Below are 16,887 nucleotides of genomic sequence, written 5' to 3'. Positions count from 1 at the left end.
GTCACTCCGGGGTGACCGGCTCCAGGGTCTCGCGCGCCTTGGGCAGCACGTTCTCGATGTAGTCCTCGACCGCCGTGTCCAGCCCTATGTCGTGCTGCGCCCGCTCGGACAGGTACCAGCGGTGTTCGAGCAGCTCGTGGTAGATCTCCGCCGGGTCCATCGCGCCGCGCAGTTCGAGGGGTACGGCGCGCACGGTGGGCCGGAAGACGTCCCGTACCCAGCGGTGGGCCAGCACCTCGGGGCGGGCCGCGAGGGGGTCGCCGGGCGCGTAGTCGTCCTGGGTGGCCATCCAGCTCTCCAGGTCGTTCAGCAGCCGCCGCGCCTGGTTCTCCTCCGCGTCCAGCCCGGTCAGTCGCAGCAACTGGCGCTGGTGGTGGCCGGCGTCGACGACCTTGGGGACGAAGGTGACGGTGTCCCCGTTGGAGGAGTGCTGGATCTGCATCTCGGCCACGTCGAAACCGAGCTCGTTGAGGCGGCGGATGCGGCGCTCGATGTAGTGGTACTTGCCGGCCGGGTACACGGACGTGCGGGTCAGCTCCTGCCACAGGTCCCCGTAGCGGGCGCAGATCTCCATGCCGAACTCGACCGGGTCGACGGACGGGTGCAGCGCCCCCGAGGCCTCCAGGTCCAGCAGCTCGCCGCTGATGTTCACCCGGGCGAGATCCAGGTCGTACTCGCGCTGTCCGCCGCTGAGCCGGGGATGCAGATCGCCGGTCTCGGCGTCCACGAGGTAGGCGGCGTAGGCGCCCGCGTCGCGCCGGAAGAGGGTGTTGGACAGTGAGCAGTCGCCCCATGCGAACCCGGCGAGATGCAGGCGCACCAACAGCACGGCCAGCGCGTCCATGAGGCGGTGCATGGTGGCCGGTCGCATCGTCGTCTCGAACATCGAGCGGTACGGCTGCGAGCCGCGCAGATGCCGGGTGATCAGCACCGGTTCCAGCGGGTCGCCGTCCTGGCCGGCGCGTCCGGTGACCACGGCCAGCGGGTCCACCGCGGGGATGCCCAGCCGGTCCAGGTCGCGCAGCAGCTCGTACTCGCGCAGGGCGGGCCGTTCGGCGAGTTCCTTGACGGCGATCACCTCGTCGCCGGCGCGGGCGTAGCGCACGACGTGGCGGGATATGCCGCGCGGCAGCGGGACGAGGTATTCGTCGGGCCACTCCTCCAGGGGCAGATGCCAGGGCAGGGCCAGCAGGAGCGCGGGGTGCTCCGGGTTCGTCGCGCTGATCTGCAGTGCCATGGCGTGCGTGTCCTTGCCTCGCGGGTGATCGTCACCTCACCTTAGAGGGCACGCTCCTTGGCCTGAAGTGCCGCTTCACGTACTGGACCGCGATGCACCGGGCCGTGTCCCGGCAGCAGCAGTTCGCCGTCCAGTGCGGCCAGGATGTCCAGCGAGGCCACGGCACGGGCCCGCTCGTGGTGGAACATGTCGGGCAGCAGCTGCGGCCCCTGGATCCGCGAGGTGGCGTGGCCGGTGGCCAGGGCGTCGCCCGAGATCAGCACCCCGCTGTCCGGCAGGTGGAAGGCCGCGTGGCCGTCGGTGTGGCCGGGCGTGTGCACCGGCACGGGGCGGCCCGGCAGGTCCAGCGGGCCCGCCGCCGGGAACGGCTCCGGGGCGGCGACCGGCACATGGGCCATGCCGCCGGCGCGCAGGGTGTGCACCGACCAGGGCAGGACCCCCGGCCGCCAGCTGTTCCTCACGACCTGCCCGACGGTTACCTGCTGGAGGAACTCCCGGCGCGCGTGCGGCACTTCGGCCTCGTGGAGATACACCGGTGTGCCGTAGGTGCAGCGCAGATACTCGGCGGATCCCAGATGGTCGTTGTGCGCATGGGTGATCAACACCGCCGCGACGGCCTCCGGCGCACCGCCCACCGCCTCCAGCGAGGCGAGCAGCTGCTCCCGGTCTCCGAGGTAGCCGGTGTCCACCAGGGTGATCTCGTCGCCCTCGGTGAGGATCACCCAGTTGGTGTTGCTGCCGTGTACCAGGTGAATGCCGTCGGCGACTTGCCGCACGTCTGCCTGCATGATTGCCCCGCGTGGTGAGGTCCCTGCCCGACGGCACAAGCAAAGCAGACCCGGCCCGCACCGGAAGCGGCAGGTCCACGCCAATCTGCGGACTCAGGGGTACATGCCGAAGGGCTGCCTCCGGCACCGTCCGCCGGAGGCAGCCCCCTGCGTGCAGCAGAAGCGGCCGCCTCTCCGCCTCACTGCACGCCGTGCGGGCGGAACTGGATGCTGATGCGCGGTCCCGCGGCGCGTGTGGTCTTCGGGACGCAGTGCTCCCAGGTCCGCTGGCAGGAGCCGCCCATCACGATGAGATCGCCGTGCCCCAGCGGGCGCCGCACGCTCTCCCCGCCCCCCATCGGACGCAGCATCAGGTCGCGGGGCGTGCCCACGGAGAGGATGGCGACCATGGTGTCCTCGCGGGCGCCGCGCCCGATCCGGTCGCCGTGCCAGGCGACGCTGTCCCGCCCGTCGCGGTAGTAGCAGAGCCCCGCCGTGGTGAACGGCTCGCCCAACTCGTCGGCATAGTGCGCGGACAGCGCCTCGCGCGCCTCGTCCAGCACCGGGTGCGGGAGTGTGTCGCCCGCACCGTAGAACGCGAGCAGCCGTGGTACGTCCACGACCTGGTCGTACATCTTGCGGCGCTCCGCACGCCAGGGCACCTCGGCGGCCAGCTGTTCGAACAGAGTGTCCGAGCCGGCGAGCCATCCGGGCAGGACGTCGATCCAGGCGCCGAGGCCGAGGTGCGTCCGGCGGATCCCGTCGAGGGAGCCGAGACGCAACTCGTCGGTCTGGTCGAACAGTGAGCCCTGGAGGTGTGTGTCCACAGATCCAGCGTACCCCTCTATTCGAAAATCTGTTCCTATCGGTCGGAGTGGCGCCAGGCCCACCTTCCGATACATCGATGTATCGGATACATTCCTGTATCGAACGGAGGTCGAAGAGATGCCGACCGAGCAGACGGCCCCACGTGTGACCAGGCGCCGGGTCCGCACCCGCGCCAACCTCCTCGACGCCGCCTTCGCCGTGTTCGCCGCCAAGGGCTTCGGGCGGGTCTCCATCGAGGAGGTCTGCGAGGCCGCCGGGTACAGCAGGGGGGCCTTCTACTCCAACTTCGACAGCCTGGACGAGCTGTTCTTCGCCCTCTACCGGCAGCGTGCCGACCTCATCGCGGACCAGGTCTCCGGTGCCCTCGCCCTGGACGGACCGGACCTGGACGTGCCCGCCGCAGTCGACCGCGTCACCGAAGTACTGCTCCTCGACCTGGACTGGCTGCTGGTGAAGACGGACTTCCTGGTGCACGCCGCCCGCGATCCCCAGGTCGCCGAGACCCTGCTGGAACACCGGGCGCGGCTGCGGCAGGCGGTCGCCGACCGGCTCGCCCGCGCGCACGGCCTCGCCCAACTGCCCGCCGTGCTCGGCGACATCGACGGCGCGGCGCACGCCGTGGTCGCCGCGTACGACGGTGTCACCACCCAACTGCTGCTGGACAAGGACGTCGACGGCGCCCGCGGCTGGCTCAAGCAACTGCTCACCGCGCTGCTGACCGACGGCAGCAACACCTCCCGATGAGATCCCCGAACCAGCCCCCTCAGCCAGACCACCCAACGAGCAAAGGAACCCTCGCCATGGATGCGGACGTCATCGTCGTCGGAGCGGGCCTCGCGGGCCTGGTCGCCGCGCACGAGCTCACCAGCCGGGGCCGCAGGGTCGCACTGGTCGACCAGGAGAACGCCGCCAACCTGGGCGGCCAGGCGTTCTGGTCCTTCGGCGGGCTGTTCCTCGTCGACTCCCCGGAGCAGCGCCGTCTGGGCATCAAGGACTCCTTCGACCTCGCCTGGAACGACTGGCAGGGCAGCGCCGGGTTCGACCGGGTCGACGACGAGGACTCCTGGGCGGTGCGCTGGGCCCGCGCCTACGTCGAGTGGGCGGCGGGCGAGAAGCGGTCCTGGCTGGACGGGCAGGGCATCAAGCTGCTGCCGACGGTCGGCTGGGCCGAACGCGGCGACCTGCGGGCCGACGGGCACGGCAACTCCGTCCCCCGCTTCCATGTCACCTGGGGCACCGGCACCGGCGTGGTGGAGCCGTTCGTCGACCACGCCAAGCAGGCCGCCCGCGACGGACTGCTGACCTTCTACCACCGTCACCAGGTCGACGAGCTGGTGATCGAGGAGGGCGCCGCCCGCGGAGTGCGCGGCACGGTGCTCGCCGAAGACCGCTCGCCCCGGGGCGTCGCCTCCAACCGCGACCGCATCGGTGACTTCGAACTCACCGCCCAGGCCGTCGTCGTCACCACCGGCGGCATCGGCGCCAACCACGACATCGTCCGCCGCTACTGGCCCGAGCGCCTCGGTACCCCGCCCACCGGGATGGTCACCGGCGTCCCCGCGTACGTCGACGGCCGTATGCTCGACATCAGCGCCGAGGCCGGCGTGCGCCTGGTCAACCGCGACCGCATGTGGCACTACACCGAGGGCCTGCAGAACTGGGACCCGATCTGGCCCGGCCACGGCATCCGCATCCTGCCCGGCCCGTCCTCCCTCTGGTTCGACGCCCTCGGCCGCCGACTGCCCGACCCCTGCCTGCCGGGCTACGACACCCTCGGCACCCTCAAGTACCTGCGCACCACCCCGGACATCGCGGACTACGACCACTCCTGGTTCATCCTCACCCAGAAGATCATCGAGAAGGAGTTCGCGCTGTCGGGCTCCGAGCAGAACCCCGACATCACCGCCAAGGACAAGGGCGCGGTCCTCAAGAACCGCCTCGGCAAGGGCGCCCCGGCCCCGGTCGACGCGTTCCTGCGCAAGGGCGCCGACTTCGTGACCGCACCCACCCTGGAGCAACTCGTCACCAAGATGAACGAGTTGACGGACAAGCCGCTGCTCGACGCGGACGTCCTGCGCCGCCAGATCGAGGCACGCGACCGGCAGATCGCCAACCCCTACAGCAAGGACTCCCAGATCCAGGGCATCCGCAACGCCCGCCGCTACATCGGCGACCGCCTCGGCCGCGTCGCCACCCCGCACCGCATCCTCGACCCGGCGGCCGGCCCGCTCATCGGCGTCAAGCTGCACGTCCTCACCCGCAAGACGCTCGGCGGCATCCAGACCGACCTCGACTCCCGCGCCCTGGGCGCCGACGGCAACCCGATCGACGGCCTCTACGCGGCCGGCGAGGTGGCGGGCTTCGGCGGCGGAGGCGTGCACGGCTACAACGCCCTGGAGGGCACCTTCCTCGGCGGCTGCCTCTTCTCCGGGCGGGCGGCCGGCCGGGCGGCGGCGAAGCAGACCGCCTGAGCGACGGGCGGGCGGCAGGGCCGGTCGGGGAATCCGACCGGCCCTGCCGCGTCCTCGCGTGAACGGCGCGCCGCTGCAAGGGCATTGACGCACGGCCACCTCCGCTGCTTCAGTGGCTGAGCCACTCATCCACTGCTTCGCTGCGAGGAGGCATCCGTGGAGGCACTGCCCCGCGAGACGATCGTGGACGTCCTTGAGGCCCGGCTGCGCGAGGACATCCTGGCCGGACGCCATCCGGCGGGCAGCTATCTGCCCCCGGAGCGTCAACTGGCCGACGGCTACGGCGTCACCCGCACCACCCTCAAACACGCCTTCGGCCGTCTCGTCCAGGCAGGCCTGCTGGAGACCCGGCACGGCGTCGGCACCAAGGTCCGCGACTACGCCCGGCTGGGCGGCGCGGACCTCCTGCCGATGCTCGTGCGGCACGACGCCAAATGGGTCCGCGAGATCTTCGAAGTACGGCGGTCCGTGGGCGCGTTGATCGCCGAGCGGGCGGCGGCCCGGGCCACCCGGGCCCACCACGCCGAACTGCGCCGTCTCCTGGAGGCCGTACGGGACGCGGACGGCGCGGACGCCGTACAGCTGGCCGACGTCGAGGTGCACCGGGCCCTCGCCCGCGCAACCGGAAACCGGGTCTACGTCCTGCTGACCAACACCCTCTTCAACGCCTACCTCCCCGTCCGCGCCGCCCTGCGCGGGCCCTTCACCGACGCCGGAACCGCCCACCGGCGCCTCGCCCCCGTGGTGGAGGCGGTGACGTCCGGCGACGGCCGCCAGGCCCACGCGGCCGCCGATGCCTATCTGCGCGACACCGAGCAGATCATGCTGGAGGGGCTGGTGTGAGGGTCACCTCGTTCACGGAGACCATGCTCGGCACGGTCCGGGTCGACGGCCGGGATCCGGTCCGCCGTATCCGCCTCGACCTGCGGGCCGAGACCGACCAGGTCCTGCGCCCGCACCGCACCACCCGGGCCCGGCTCGGCGGCCGTATACGCATCGGCGAACTGGCCGACGACCCGGACGCCACAGGCGAGTTGGAGATCTCACCGCTCGCCCGCCGCCGCATCCGCTACCGGCTGACGTTCACCGCCGACGGCCGCCTCATGGTCCTGGACGGCTGGAAGTCCGTGACCCCGCGCCATCCGGTGAGGTCGATGACCGTGCTGCCGTTCACGCTGTACGAGGACAGTGTGCGGGTCGGCGAGGGTACCCTCCGTTTCCCCGTCACCACCGGCCTGGCGCCCTTCCTCCTGAGCTTCCGCTTTCCCCGGCGGGAGGACCCGGCCCAGTACCTCGCACCGCGCTGGGACGGCGGCCCCGGCCGCACCGAGGTCTGGTACACCACCCTGACCGACCCCACCACCGGAACCGGCATCTGGCTCCACCACGAACTGGTCTCGCCCACCGACGGATCCGCGCCGCACACCCACGGCTGGGCCGCCGCCTTCCCACCCGACGGAGAGGTCCGCCACGTCCGCTTCGGACCTGCCCCCTGGGACAAGCCCACGTGCGGATTCACATCCCCCGGCGTCTCAGTCGCCCCGGGACGACTGACCGGAACCGCCGCGGACTTCCACTGGGATCTCACCGAGCATCCCCTGGCCGCACCCCTGTTCACCTTCCCCCGCTGGTCCTGGCGGCACCCCCTGCTCCCCGCCGCCCACATGCTCCCGGCGGCCCGGGCCACGTACGACGGAACCTTCAGCGACGGACAACAGACGCTGACCCTGCGCGGCGCCCCCGGTGCCTCCGCCCGTATCCACGGCCACGGCAACGCCCGCCGCTGGGCGTGGCTCCACGCGGAACTGGGCGACGGCGATGTGCTCGATGTGATCGCCGCGGTGTCCACACGGCCCGTGCTACGGCAGCTGCCACCGCTCGTCTTCCTGCGGCTGAGGCACCGCGACCGCACCTGGCCACGCCGGGCGGAGCGCTCCGCGGTGGGTCTGTTCGGCATCGGACGGTTCCGCGCCCGCATCGCACTGCCCGAGTGGACGGTGACCGGCCGCACGCTGCTGCGCCGCATCCGCGTCGAGGTCACCCAGCCGGCCGAGCGCACCCTCGCCCTGGACTACCGCGACCCGGACGGCGCCCCGGCGGTCTGCCGCAACAGCGAGAGCGCCGACGCGAAGATCCTCCTGGAGCGCTGGTGGGGCCACTGGCGCCCCGAAGCCACATGGACGCTGGAGGGCACCGTGCATGCCGAGGTGGGGGAGCGGTGAGCGGGCGGGGGCTGGTGGCCGCTCTGCTTGCCGATGCCGGTGACGAGGGGTGGCTCGCTCGGGTGCCCGGTCGGCTCGCGGTCCTGGACGGCGGGCGCCGTTTGATCGCTCTCGCTCTCGAAGCGTCGTGGATGCTGGAGGGCACCGTGCATGCCGAGGTGGGTGAGCGGTGAGCGGGCGGGGGCTGGTGGCTGCTTTGCTTGCCGATACCGGTGACGAGGGGTGGCTCGCTCGGGTGCCCGGTCGGCTCGCGGTTCTGCACGGCGGGGGCCGCTTGATCGCTCTCGCTCTCGAAGCGTCGTGGATGCTGGAGGGCACCGTGCATGCCGAGGTGGGTGAGCGGTGAGCGGGCGGGGGCTGGTGGCTGCTTTGCTTGCCGACGTCGGTGACGAGGGGTGGCTCGCTCGGGTGCCCGGTCGGCTCGCGGTTCTGCACGGCGGGCGCCGTTTGATCGCTCTCGCTCTCGAAGCGTCGTGGATGCTGGAGGGCACCGTGCATGCCGAGGTGGGGGAGCGGTGAGCGGGCGGGGGCTGGTGGCTGCTTTGCTTGCCGACGTCGGTGACGAGGGGTGGCTCGCTCGGGTGCCCGGTCGGCTCGACGCGTTCCTGGCTGCGCTGCCCGGGCCCGTACGGGCCGCAGTGCAGGGCGCCGCGCTCGCCGTCGACGCGTACGCCGTCCTGCACAGCGGGCGTCGGCTGGGCGCCGCGCTCGCCGTCGACGCGTACGCCGTCCTGCACAGCGGGCGTCGGCTGGGCGCCCTCACTCCCGACGAGCGCGAGACGGTGCTCGGCTCCCTTGCCGCGCGCCCCGGACTCGTACCGGCGCTGGATCTTCTCAAGGTTCCCGTGCTGCTCGCCGCGGCCACCGAGCGAACGCCCGCCCCGCGGGCGCCGATTGCACCCGAGGATCCACCCCTGGACTGCATCCCCGCCGCGGAGTGGCCCGCGCGGGCCACCGCGGACGCCGTCGTCGTGGGATCGGGCGCCGGAGGCGCCGTCGCCGCCCGTACTCTCGCGCGGGCGGGACTCGCCGTCGTCGTGCTGGAGGAGGGCGAGCACCACACGACGGCCTCCTTCGGCCGCCGGGCACCGCTGGACCGTTTCACCGATCTGTACCGGGACGGCGGAGCGACCGCCGCGCTGGGCGATCCGCCGCTGCTGCTGCCGGTCGGACGGGCCGTCGGCGGTACCACCGTCGTCAATTCCGGGACCTGCTACCGCACGCCGGACCACGTCCTCGACCGCTGGCGCAGCCGCCACGGCTTCCGCCTCGCCGACGGCTTTCCCGCACGGCTGGACGAGATCGAACGCACCCTGCGCGTCGCCACCCAGCCCCTCGACGTCCTCGGCGTCAACGGCCTGCTCGCCCTGGCCGGCGCCGAACGACTTGGCTGGCGGGCCGGCCCGCTGCGTCGCAACGCACCGGGCTGCAAGGGCTCCTGCCAGTGCGTGGTGGGCTGTCCCACCGGCGCGAAGCAGAGCGTGCAGCTGTCCGTGCTGCCCGACGCGTGCGCCCACGGAGCGCGCATCGTCACCGGGGCACGCGTGCTGCGGATCCTGCTCGACCACGACCGCCCCGGCCCGCCACGGGCAGCCGGGGTCCTGGCCCGACGGGCGGACGGCAGCGAACTGGAGATCCTCAGCCCCCTCGTCGTCACGGCCGCGGGCGCCCTGCAGACCCCGCCGCTGCTGCGCCGCAGCGGCCTGGGCGGTCATCCCCGCCTGGGCCGCAATCTCAGCGTGCACCCGGCCACCAGCGTCGCCGGCCGCTTCACGGAACCGGTCACCTCCTGGGAGGGCGTCCTGCAGAGCACCGGCGTCGAGGAGTTGCACGACCACGGGATCCTGATCGAGGCCACCGCCAGCCCGCCCGGCATGAGCAGCTTCGTCCTCCCCGGCCTCGGGCGCGCCCTGCGCCGTGAACTGGAAGGGGCCGACCGGCTGGCCGTCCTCGGAGCCATGATCGCCGACCGGCCCTCGGGCCGGGTTCTCGGCCAGGGCCGCACCCTCGTCCGCTACCGACTGGATCCACGCGACGGCGCCCGGCTGATCACGGCCGTACGCGCCATGGGCCGCATCCTCTTCGCCGCCGGGGCCCTGGAGGTGCTCACCGGCATCCCACGGGCGCCGCGCGCCCGCACGCTCCCGGAACTCGACGCGCTGCTGGCCGGGGTCACTCCGCGAGATCTGCACCTGTCGGCCTTCCACCCGGCAGGCACGGTCGCCGCGGGCGGCGCCCCCGAGCGGGCGCCGGCCGATACCGAGGGCCGGCTGCGGGGCGTCGACGGCGTCCTCGTCACCGACGCCTCCGTGCTGCCGGGCTGCCCGGAGGTGAACCCGCAACTGAGCATCATGGCGGCCGCCCTGGCCGTCACCGAGACCTACCTCGAACGCGAACCCAGCAGCCGGAGCAGCACCTCGGCATGACTCTGCTCGGGCTCCTTGGACGCGGTCAGCAGCGTCACGGGCCCCTTGGTCGCCAACTCCCGGACGTGGTCGAGGAGTTCGGCCGCCTCCGGGGCGTCCAGCTCCGCCTCGTAACGGTCGGCGAACTCCTCGTACGACCCCTCACCCGCGTGGTACCAGCGGCGCAGCTCGGTCGAGGGGGTGAGGGCCTTGGGCCACTCGTCCACGTGCGCGGCGTCCTTGGACAGGCCGCGCGGCCACAGCCGGTCGACCAGGACGCGTACACCGTCGTCCGGCTCGGGCGGTTCGTAGACGCGACGCACACGAACGCTCACGATCGGGCCTTTCTGGGTGGCGGGTGACCTCGAGCGTAGTGCGCGGGCGTCGGGTGACGCCGTATCACTTGACCCAAACGAGAAGGAAACCGTGCAGTGCTGCCCATAACCTGGGTTCATATGATCATCAGCCACCCCCCAAGGAGTGCATGTGAGGCAGTCCAGCCGTCACGCCGTCAGACCCACCACCGTCCTTCGCCGCGAGGCCCTGACCGCGGCCGTTCCCGTCGCCCTCGCGGCACTGCTCGCCGCCGCCGGACCCGCGACCGCCGGCACCGGTGGCGCACCGGGTGTCGGTGACCCGTACTTCCCGCTCGCCGGAAACGGCGGCTACCACGTCGACCACTACGGCCTGACCCTGCGTTACGACCCGACGAGCCGTCACCTCGACGGTGCAGCCGTCCTCACCGCCCGCGCCACCCAGGACCTGACCCGTTTCGACCTCGACTTCAAGGGGCTGAAGGTCACCGGCCTGACCGTCGACCACGACCGGGCCCAGTACCGCCGCGACGGCCAGGAACTCGTCGTCACCCCGCGCCGCCCCCTGCACAAGGACGAGGAGTTCCGCGTCGCCGTCACCTACAGCGGCATCCCCGAGCAGGTCACCGACCCCGACGGCTCGGCGGACGGCTGGATACGGACCGACGACGGCGCCTTCGTCGCCGGCGAGCCGCAGGGCGCCATGACCTGGTTCCCGGCGAACAACCACCCCAAGGACAAGTCCTCGTACGACATCACGGTCACCGTCCCCGAGGGCCGCACCGCCGTTGCCAACGGCGCATTGGTCGGACAGCGGACCGCGCACGGGCAGTCCACCTTCCACTGGCGCCAGATCGAACCCATGGCGGCCTACCTCGCCACCGCGACGATCGGGAAGTTCAAGGTCGAGCAGTACACCACCCGCGACGGCATCCGCGTCTACAACGCCGTCGACCCGCGCGAGGCGTCCCGGGCGGCACCCGTCCTGAAGAAACTGCCGTCCGTCCTGGAATGGGAGAGCAGGCTCTTCGGGCCCTACCCGTTCCGCAACGCCGGGTCGATCGTGGACCACGCGCCCAACGTCGGATACGCGCTGGAGACCCAGTCGCGCCCGCTGTACGACTCGGCGCCGGACCTGAGCACCCTCGTCCATGAGAGCGCCCACCAGTGGTTCGGCGACTCCGTGTCGCTGACCTCGTGGAAGGACATCTGGCTCAACGAGGGCTTCGCGACCTACGCCGAGTGGCTCTACAGCGAGCAGCACGGCGGCGACAGTGCCCAGAAGACCTTCGACGGCCTCTACCGCCACCCGGCGAGCGACCACCTGTGGGCGTTCCCGCCCGGTGACCCGGGCAGCGGCAAGAACATCTTCGACACCCCCGTCTACGAGCGCGGTGCCATGGCCCTGCACGAACTGCGCACCGCCGTCGGCGACCGCACCTTCTTCGGCATCCTGCGGGCCTGGGCGGCCGAACACCGCGACGGGCACGGGACGACCGCACAGTTCGTCCGCCTCGCGGAGCGGAAATCCGGCAAGGACCTCAACCACCTGTTCACCACGTGGCTGTACAGTCCCGGGAAGCCGAACGAAGCCTAGAACCTGACGAGTTCCTCACATGTGTCGGTCACAGTCGACCCGTGATCATGAATGGACCCCGTGTCGCCCTGCTGGCCGCGTCCCTGTTCCTCACGGGATGCGGCGGCGGGGCGGTGGCCTCGCCGGGCCACCCGTCCGGCGCCCCCAAGGCCACGACGAGCACACCGGACGTCGCCACCCTCGCCCCGCCCTCGCCGGAGATGTCCGTCCAGGCCGCCCCGCTGCACCTGCCGGGCCTGGGGCCCAGGACACTGGCGGCGATACCCGCCGACGCCCGCCAGGCAGTCGTCGTCACCGGACGCGGCAGGAACTCCCCGCTGTCCACGGTCGTCCTGTACGAGCGCACCGAGGCCGGCTGGCAGGCCGGCGCGAGCTGGCCCGCGCACAACGCCCTCAAGGGCTGGTCCGAGCACCACACGGGCGGCGACCTGCGCTCGCCCGTCGGCGTGTACGGCCTCACCGACGCCGGCGGGCTCCTCGGCAATCCCGGCACCCGGCTGCCGTACCACCGCTCCGGCGCCTTCACCTCACCGGGCACGGGCTTCGAAGGCGAGCCCCTGGCAGGCTCCTTCGACTACGTGATCGCCATCAACTACAACCGCGAGCCCGGTACCTCGCCCCTCGACTGGACCCGTCCCCTCGGCGCGGGCCGAGGCGGCGGCATATGGTTCCACGTCGACCACGGCGGCCCCACCCATGGCTGCGTCAGCGTCTCGGAGCAGCACATGAAGGACCTGCTGCGCACGCTCGACCCCGGCCTCCACCCCGTCGTCGTCATGGGCGACGCGACGGCCCTTGCCCGCTGAAGCGCCTAGGATCCGCCGCGTGTGCGCACATGTGCTGGTCGCCGAGGACGACGAGATGCAGGCCGAACTCATACGCCGCTCCCTGCTGGCGGAGGGCCACTCTGCCACGGTGGTCCACGACGGCGCGGCCGCCCTGGACGCCGCCCGCCGGCTCAGGCCCGACCTCGTGGTCCTCGACCTGATGCTGCCCGTGGTCGACGGGTTCGGCGTGTGCCGGGTGCTGCGCGGGGGCGAGGAGGACATACCCGTGCTCATGCTGACCGCACGGTCCGAGGAGGACGACGTGCTGCTCGGCCTGGAACTGGGCGCCGACGACTACATGACCAAGCCGTACAGCCCGCGCGAGCTGATGGCCCGCATCCGTACCGTGCTGCGGCGCAGCGGCCGGACGGCCGGCGTGCGGGAGGATCCCGTCGTACGGGCGGCCGGGCTCGCCGTCGATCCGGAACGGCACGAGGTGCGCTGCGACGACGTACCCGTGGAGTGCACACCGGCCGAGTTCCAGATCCTGCTCGCCATGGCGGCGGAGCCCGAACGGGTCTTCACCCGGCGCCAGTTGCTGCAGTGCACCCGCGGTTTCGACCGGGCCTCCACCGAGCGGGCCGTCGACGTCCACATCATGAACCTGCGCAAGAAGATCGAGGCCGACCCGCGCCGGCCGGTGCGGTTGCTGACCGTGTTCGGGGTCGGCTACAAGCTCAGCGGCGGCCGTCCGTGAAGCGCCGCATACCGCTGCGCAAGCGGCTGCTGGTGCGGCTGCTGATCGCGTCGGTGCTGATCGCCGTGTGCTCGGTGGCGGCGACGGCCTGGCTGGCGGTGGAGACCACCACCCGCGCCCTGCGTGAGGAACAGGGCCAGGACCTCGCCGACGACATGCGGATCCTCGCGGAGCTCAGCGGCTATGCGGCAACCCACCCCGACTGGAAGGGCGTCGGGGCCACCGTCCGGTCCCTGGCGGCCACCATGGGCCGGCGCATCGCCCTGACCACCGCCGACCGCACCCTCATCGCCGACTCGGCGCGCAAGGGCACCTCCCTGCCGCTCGGTGCCGCCGCCACCGTCGACCCCCTGCACACCGACACCTACACCGAGACCGGCGCACAGCTGACCGGGATCGACCCCCGAGCCGTGGGACCGTACCGGCTCACGGCGAAGGAGCGCGCCAGGCTGGACGCGTTGGCGGGCAAAATGCAGACGTGCTATCGCCGGTACGGCGTCGCTGCCAAGGTCGAACAGAGCCCGAGCGGCCGCCCCATGATCGTGAATTCCGACGGCAGCGAGGTCTCCGGCTTCGTGCCCGAGGAGTGCGGCTACTACGGACTGCTCAACCCCACCGCCACCGAGGAGAAGGCACTCGGCGCCCTGACCGACGGTGCACGCACCTGCCTGCAGCAGCACGGCCTGGACCCCGGCACCCCGCTCTACCTGATGCTCAGCCCCACCGGCAGGGCCCCCGCAGGCCGGTACACCATCGCCAAGTTCGCCAAGGCGGGCGACCCGAAGGCGATGGAGACGGCGCAGACCTGCACCGACGACGCCCTGCGCGCCCAACTCGACCCGTATGTCGCCCCCGTGGCCGAGCTGTACCTCGGCGGCGACGACACCACCCCGCCCCGTTTCGACATGTCCCCGGCCAACAAGGCCAAGATCGTCGGGGCGGCCGGTCTGGTCCTCGCCGTCACCCTCGCCGTCACGGCCGTCGTCGCCACCCGGCTCGTACGGCCGTTGCGGGCGCTGACCGAGGCGGCGCAGCAGCCACCGGACCGGCATGTGCGGGTGCCGGTGACCACGCGGGACGAGACCGGCATCCTCGCCGAGGCGTTCAACGACCTCACCGAGCGGCGCGCACGCCTGGAGGCCCAGCGCAAGGCGATGGTGAGCGACATCGCGCACGAACTGCGCAGCCCGCTGACCAACATCCGCGGCTGGCTCGAGGTCACCCGCGACGGCGTCGTCGACGCGGATTCCGCGCTGCTCGGCTCACTGCACGAGGAGGCGCTGGTGCTGCAGCGCATCATCGACGACCTTCAGGACCTCGCGGCCGCCGACGCCGGGACCCTGCGCCTGCACCGCGAACCGGTCCGCGCCGACGAACTGCTGGACCAGGTCGCCGCCGCCCACCGGGTGGCCGCCGACGCGGCCGGCGTCACCGTACGCACCGAACAGGACGGCAGCCCGTGGCTCGACGCGGATCCGGTGCGCATGCGGCAGGCGCTCGGCAACCTCGTCTCCAACGCGCTGCGGCACACGCCGGCTGACGGCAGCGTCACCCTGGCCGCCCGCCGCGACGGCGACGAGGTCGTCTTCACCGTGACCGACACCGGCACGGGTATCGCGCCGGAGGACCTGCCACACGTGTTCGACCGGTTCTGGCGGGCCGAGAAGTCCCGCAGTCGCCGCACCGGCGGCAGCGGCCTCGGCCTGCCGATCGTCCGTCACCTGGTCGCCGCACACGGCGGAACGGCGGTTGCCGCGTGCGAACCGGGCGCCGGGGCCGTGTTCACCCTGCGACTGCCGGGCGCCCCGGCTCCGAAGAGCTGAGGCGCCCGGACAGGCCCTAACCGTTGCGCGCGGCCGCGCGCCGGCGCCGCCTGCGCTGCATGGCGTGCCGTTCCGTCTCTCCGGTGCCGCCCCACACGCCCAGGATCTCTCCGTGGCCCAGCGCCCATTCAAGGCACTGCTCCCGGACCGGGCAGCGGGCGCACACCGCCTTTGCCTTCTCGGTCTGCAACAACGCGGGGCCTGAGGTGCCGATCGGGAAGAACAGCTCGGGGTCCTCGTTACGGCACGCGGCCTGGTCTCGCCAGTCGTCCATGAAATGTCACCTGCGATCGAAGTCGTACGTGCCCTCGCGAATGGCTTACTCGGTTTCGAGTCACCTGTCGATGCGCGAGTGAAACGACAGAAGTCGCGCAGATACGGTGCTCATTGCTCGCGCATGCCCCACGGGGAGCCGTAGGCGGTCAGCAGATCCAGGAAAGGGCGGGCCGGGAAAGCCTCCGGGCCGAGGACGCCCGAGCCGGACCAGGCGCCGCCGGCGAGGAGTTCGAGCGCGACGACCGGATTGACGGCGGTCTGCCACACCACCGCCTGGCTGGAGTACTCCGCCATGGACCACTGGTTGTCGACCACGTGGTACAGGTACACCTCGCGCGGCACACCGTCCTTGACGCCGCGCACCCAGGTGCCCGCACAGGTCTTGCCGTGCATCCGCTCGCCCAGCGTCGCCGGATCGGGCAGGCACGCGGCGACGACGTCCCGGGGCGAGACGGCAACCGGTCCGGAGGCGCTCGGCACGGTCACCGGCGCGGTGCGGTCCAGGCCCAGCAGATGCAGCGTCTTCAGCGTCTCGATGAACTCCCGGCCCAGCCCGTACTTGAAGGTGACCCGGCGCGCGTCCACCCGGCGCGGGACGAGCAGCACCTCCTCGTGCTCCACGTTCACGCACTCGACGGGACCGATGCCCTCGGGGAAGTCGAAGACCTCCGGCTCGCTGAACGGCTCGGTGGTGAACCAGCCGCGCCCGGCCTCGTAGACCACCGGCGGGTTGAGGCACTCCTCGATGGTGGTCCAGATGCTGAAGGACGGGGCGAAGTCGTAGCCGTCGACGGTGAGGTTCGCGCCGTCGCGGACGCCGATCTCCTCGATCTCGTCGAAGAGTTCGTCGGCGGCGTACCGGGCGAAGACGTCCGAGAGACCCGGCTCCACGCCCATGCCGACCAGGGCCAGCGCGCCCGCCTTCGCCCACTCCTCGGCCTGCGCGAACTGGTCGTCGCCGAGCTTGACCCCGCACTCCGCGTACGGCCGCTCGGGGTGCGGGTGCGACAGCGACATCGCCATGTCGAGGTAGGTGGCGCCGGCGGTGCGCGCCGCGCGGAACAGCGGCATCACGAAGCGCGGGTCGGTGGCGTTGAGGAGGACGTCACAGCGGTGCCGGACCAGCAGCTCCGCCACGGCCGACTCGTCGCCCGCATCGACGCGCTCGGCGCCGAAGCGGCCGTCGTCCAGGGCCGCGACCGCCGCCTCGGCCCGTGCCGGGTCGTAGTCGGCCACCACCATCGCCTCGAAGAACGAACGGCGGGCGGCGATCCGGGTGATTGCGGTGCCGACACCGCCGGCGCCGACAAGCAGGACACGCATGACAGATCTCCCTGTCCGGAGGATTGATGACGAGGGGCCCCGCCGGAGATACAACGCCGCCGCTTCACGTAAGGTCAATGGCGTTGGCATAAGGCGCGGG

The 16,887-nt window shown here is 72.0% G+C and carries 17 protein-coding genes; 11 read left to right on the top strand and 6 right to left on the bottom strand.

Annotated features, from left to right (window positions below; all coding sequences use genetic code 11):
- Position 1: 1 nt before the first annotated feature.
- The 3 genes from ABD355_RS01785 to ABD355_RS01775 all read right to left on the bottom strand — a co-directional run bounded on the left by ABD355_RS01785 (position 2) and on the right by ABD355_RS01775 (position 2,831).
- Positions 2-1,237 carry a DUF4032 domain-containing protein gene (locus ABD355_RS01785; protein ID WP_344398186.1) on the bottom strand — a complete coding sequence of 412 codons (1,236 nt, stop codon included), beginning with the start codon at positions 1,235-1,237 and terminating at the stop codon, positions 2-4.
- Positions 1,238-1,278: 41 nt separating this feature from the next.
- Positions 1,279-2,025, bottom strand: a complete 747-nt coding sequence (locus ABD355_RS01780; RefSeq protein WP_344398184.1) for an MBL fold metallo-hydrolase — start codon at positions 2,023-2,025, stop codon at positions 1,279-1,281.
- A gap of 179 nt (positions 2,026-2,204) precedes the next feature.
- Entirely contained in the window at positions 2,205-2,831 is a 627-nt protein-coding gene (locus ABD355_RS01775) for an alpha-ketoglutarate-dependent dioxygenase AlkB (protein WP_344398182.1), read from the bottom strand.
- A 118-nt stretch (positions 2,832-2,949) separates the two neighbouring features.
- Here ABD355_RS01775 and ABD355_RS01770 point away from each other — a divergent pair, with 118 nt between their 5' ends.
- From ABD355_RS01770 to ABD355_RS01740, 7 genes are all read left to right on the top strand, one after another.
- Positions 2,950-3,576, top strand: coding sequence for a TetR/AcrR family transcriptional regulator (locus ABD355_RS01770; RefSeq protein ID WP_344398180.1), 627 nt, complete (start codon positions 2,950-2,952; stop codon positions 3,574-3,576).
- A gap of 56 nt (positions 3,577-3,632) precedes the next feature.
- A complete protein-coding gene (locus ABD355_RS01765; protein ID WP_344398179.1) occupies positions 3,633-5,303 on the top strand; it encodes an FAD-binding dehydrogenase in 1,671 nt (556 codons plus the stop codon).
- A 156-nt stretch (positions 5,304-5,459) separates the two neighbouring features.
- Entirely contained in the window at positions 5,460-6,146 is a 687-nt protein-coding gene (locus ABD355_RS01760; RefSeq protein WP_344398177.1) for a FadR/GntR family transcriptional regulator, read from the top strand.
- Positions 6,143-7,525 carry a hypothetical protein gene (locus ABD355_RS01755; protein ID WP_344398176.1) on the top strand — a complete coding sequence of 461 codons (1,383 nt, stop codon included), beginning with the start codon at positions 6,143-6,145 and terminating at the stop codon, positions 7,523-7,525. The genes ABD355_RS01760 and ABD355_RS01755 overlap by 4 nt, the downstream gene beginning before the upstream one ends.
- Positions 7,522-7,698: a hypothetical protein gene (locus ABD355_RS01750; RefSeq protein ID WP_344398174.1), complete on the top strand. Its 177-nt coding sequence runs from the start codon at positions 7,522-7,524 to the stop codon at positions 7,696-7,698. The genes ABD355_RS01755 and ABD355_RS01750 overlap by 4 nt, the downstream gene beginning before the upstream one ends.
- A gap of 169 nt (positions 7,699-7,867) precedes the next feature.
- A complete protein-coding gene (locus tag ABD355_RS01745) occupies positions 7,868-8,044 on the top strand; it encodes a hypothetical protein (protein ID WP_344398173.1) in 177 nt (58 codons plus the stop codon).
- Positions 8,041-9,951: a GMC family oxidoreductase gene (locus ABD355_RS01740; RefSeq protein ID WP_344398172.1), complete on the top strand. Its 1,911-nt coding sequence runs from the start codon at positions 8,041-8,043 to the stop codon at positions 9,949-9,951. The genes ABD355_RS01745 and ABD355_RS01740 overlap by 4 nt, the downstream gene beginning before the upstream one ends.
- On the opposite strand, the gene ABD355_RS01735 is transcribed toward ABD355_RS01740, so the two are convergent.
- Entirely contained in the window at positions 9,906-10,265 is a 360-nt protein-coding gene (locus ABD355_RS01735) for a DUF488 domain-containing protein (RefSeq protein WP_344398170.1), read from the bottom strand. The two genes, ABD355_RS01740 and ABD355_RS01735, sit on opposite strands and share 46 nt — an antisense overlap.
- Before the next feature lie 208 nt (positions 10,266-10,473).
- Here ABD355_RS01735 and ABD355_RS01730 point away from each other — a divergent pair, with 208 nt between their 5' ends.
- Genes ABD355_RS01730 through ABD355_RS01715 form a run of 4 tightly spaced genes read left to right on the top strand, consistent with a single transcriptional unit; the run spans position 10,474 to position 15,188 of the window.
- Positions 10,474-11,841 (top strand): M1 family metallopeptidase, encoded by a 1,368-nt coding sequence (locus ABD355_RS01730; RefSeq protein ID WP_344399021.1) that lies wholly within the window; start codon positions 10,474-10,476, stop codon positions 11,839-11,841.
- Between the two features lie 41 nt (positions 11,842-11,882).
- The gene (locus ABD355_RS01725; RefSeq protein WP_425585692.1) at positions 11,883-12,647 is read left to right on the top strand and encodes a L,D-transpeptidase family protein; all 765 of its coding nucleotides are present in this window, start codon (positions 11,883-11,885) and stop codon (positions 12,645-12,647) included.
- A gap of 19 nt (positions 12,648-12,666) precedes the next feature.
- Positions 12,667-13,365: a response regulator transcription factor gene (locus tag ABD355_RS01720; protein WP_344398169.1), complete on the top strand. Its 699-nt coding sequence runs from the start codon at positions 12,667-12,669 to the stop codon at positions 13,363-13,365.
- Positions 13,362-15,188: a sensor histidine kinase gene (locus tag ABD355_RS01715; RefSeq protein WP_344398168.1), complete on the top strand. Its 1,827-nt coding sequence runs from the start codon at positions 13,362-13,364 to the stop codon at positions 15,186-15,188. The genes ABD355_RS01720 and ABD355_RS01715 overlap by 4 nt, the downstream gene beginning before the upstream one ends.
- A 16-nt stretch (positions 15,189-15,204) precedes the next feature.
- On the opposite strand, the gene ABD355_RS01710 is transcribed toward ABD355_RS01715, so the two are convergent.
- Complete coding sequence (locus tag ABD355_RS01710) at positions 15,205-15,462, bottom strand: WhiB family transcriptional regulator (protein WP_266964416.1); 258 nt, start codon at positions 15,460-15,462, stop codon at positions 15,205-15,207.
- Positions 15,463-15,572: 110 nt separating this feature from the next.
- Complete coding sequence (locus ABD355_RS01705) at positions 15,573-16,787, bottom strand: saccharopine dehydrogenase family protein (RefSeq protein WP_344398166.1); 1,215 nt, start codon at positions 16,785-16,787, stop codon at positions 15,573-15,575.
- Between the last annotated feature and the right edge of the window lie 100 nt (positions 16,788-16,887).

The sequence above is a fragment of the Streptomyces longisporus genome (assembly GCF_039532765.1).
Lineage (GTDB): Bacteria > Actinomycetota > Actinomycetes > Streptomycetales > Streptomycetaceae > Streptomyces > Streptomyces longisporus.
This window is presented reverse-complemented; position numbering and strand designations above follow the sequence as displayed.

Coding starts and splice junctions, on each gene's coding strand:
- ABD355_RS01780 (WP_344398184.1), bottom strand. CDS start 2,025: ATGCAGGCAGACGTGCGGCAAGTCGCCGACGGCATTCACCTGGTACAC.
- ABD355_RS01785 (WP_344398186.1), bottom strand. CDS start 1,237: ATGGCACTGCAGATCAGCGCGACGAACCCGGAGCACCCCGCGCTCCTG.
- ABD355_RS01765 (WP_344398179.1), top strand. CDS start 3,633: ATGGATGCGGACGTCATCGTCGTCGGAGCGGGCCTCGCGGGCCTGGTC.
- ABD355_RS01710 (WP_266964416.1), bottom strand. CDS start 15,462: ATGGACGACTGGCGAGACCAGGCCGCGTGCCGTAACGAGGACCCCGAG.
- ABD355_RS01770 (WP_344398180.1), top strand. CDS start 2,950: ATGCCGACCGAGCAGACGGCCCCACGTGTGACCAGGCGCCGGGTCCGC.
- ABD355_RS01705 (WP_344398166.1), bottom strand. CDS start 16,787: ATGCGTGTCCTGCTTGTCGGCGCCGGCGGTGTCGGCACCGCAATCACC.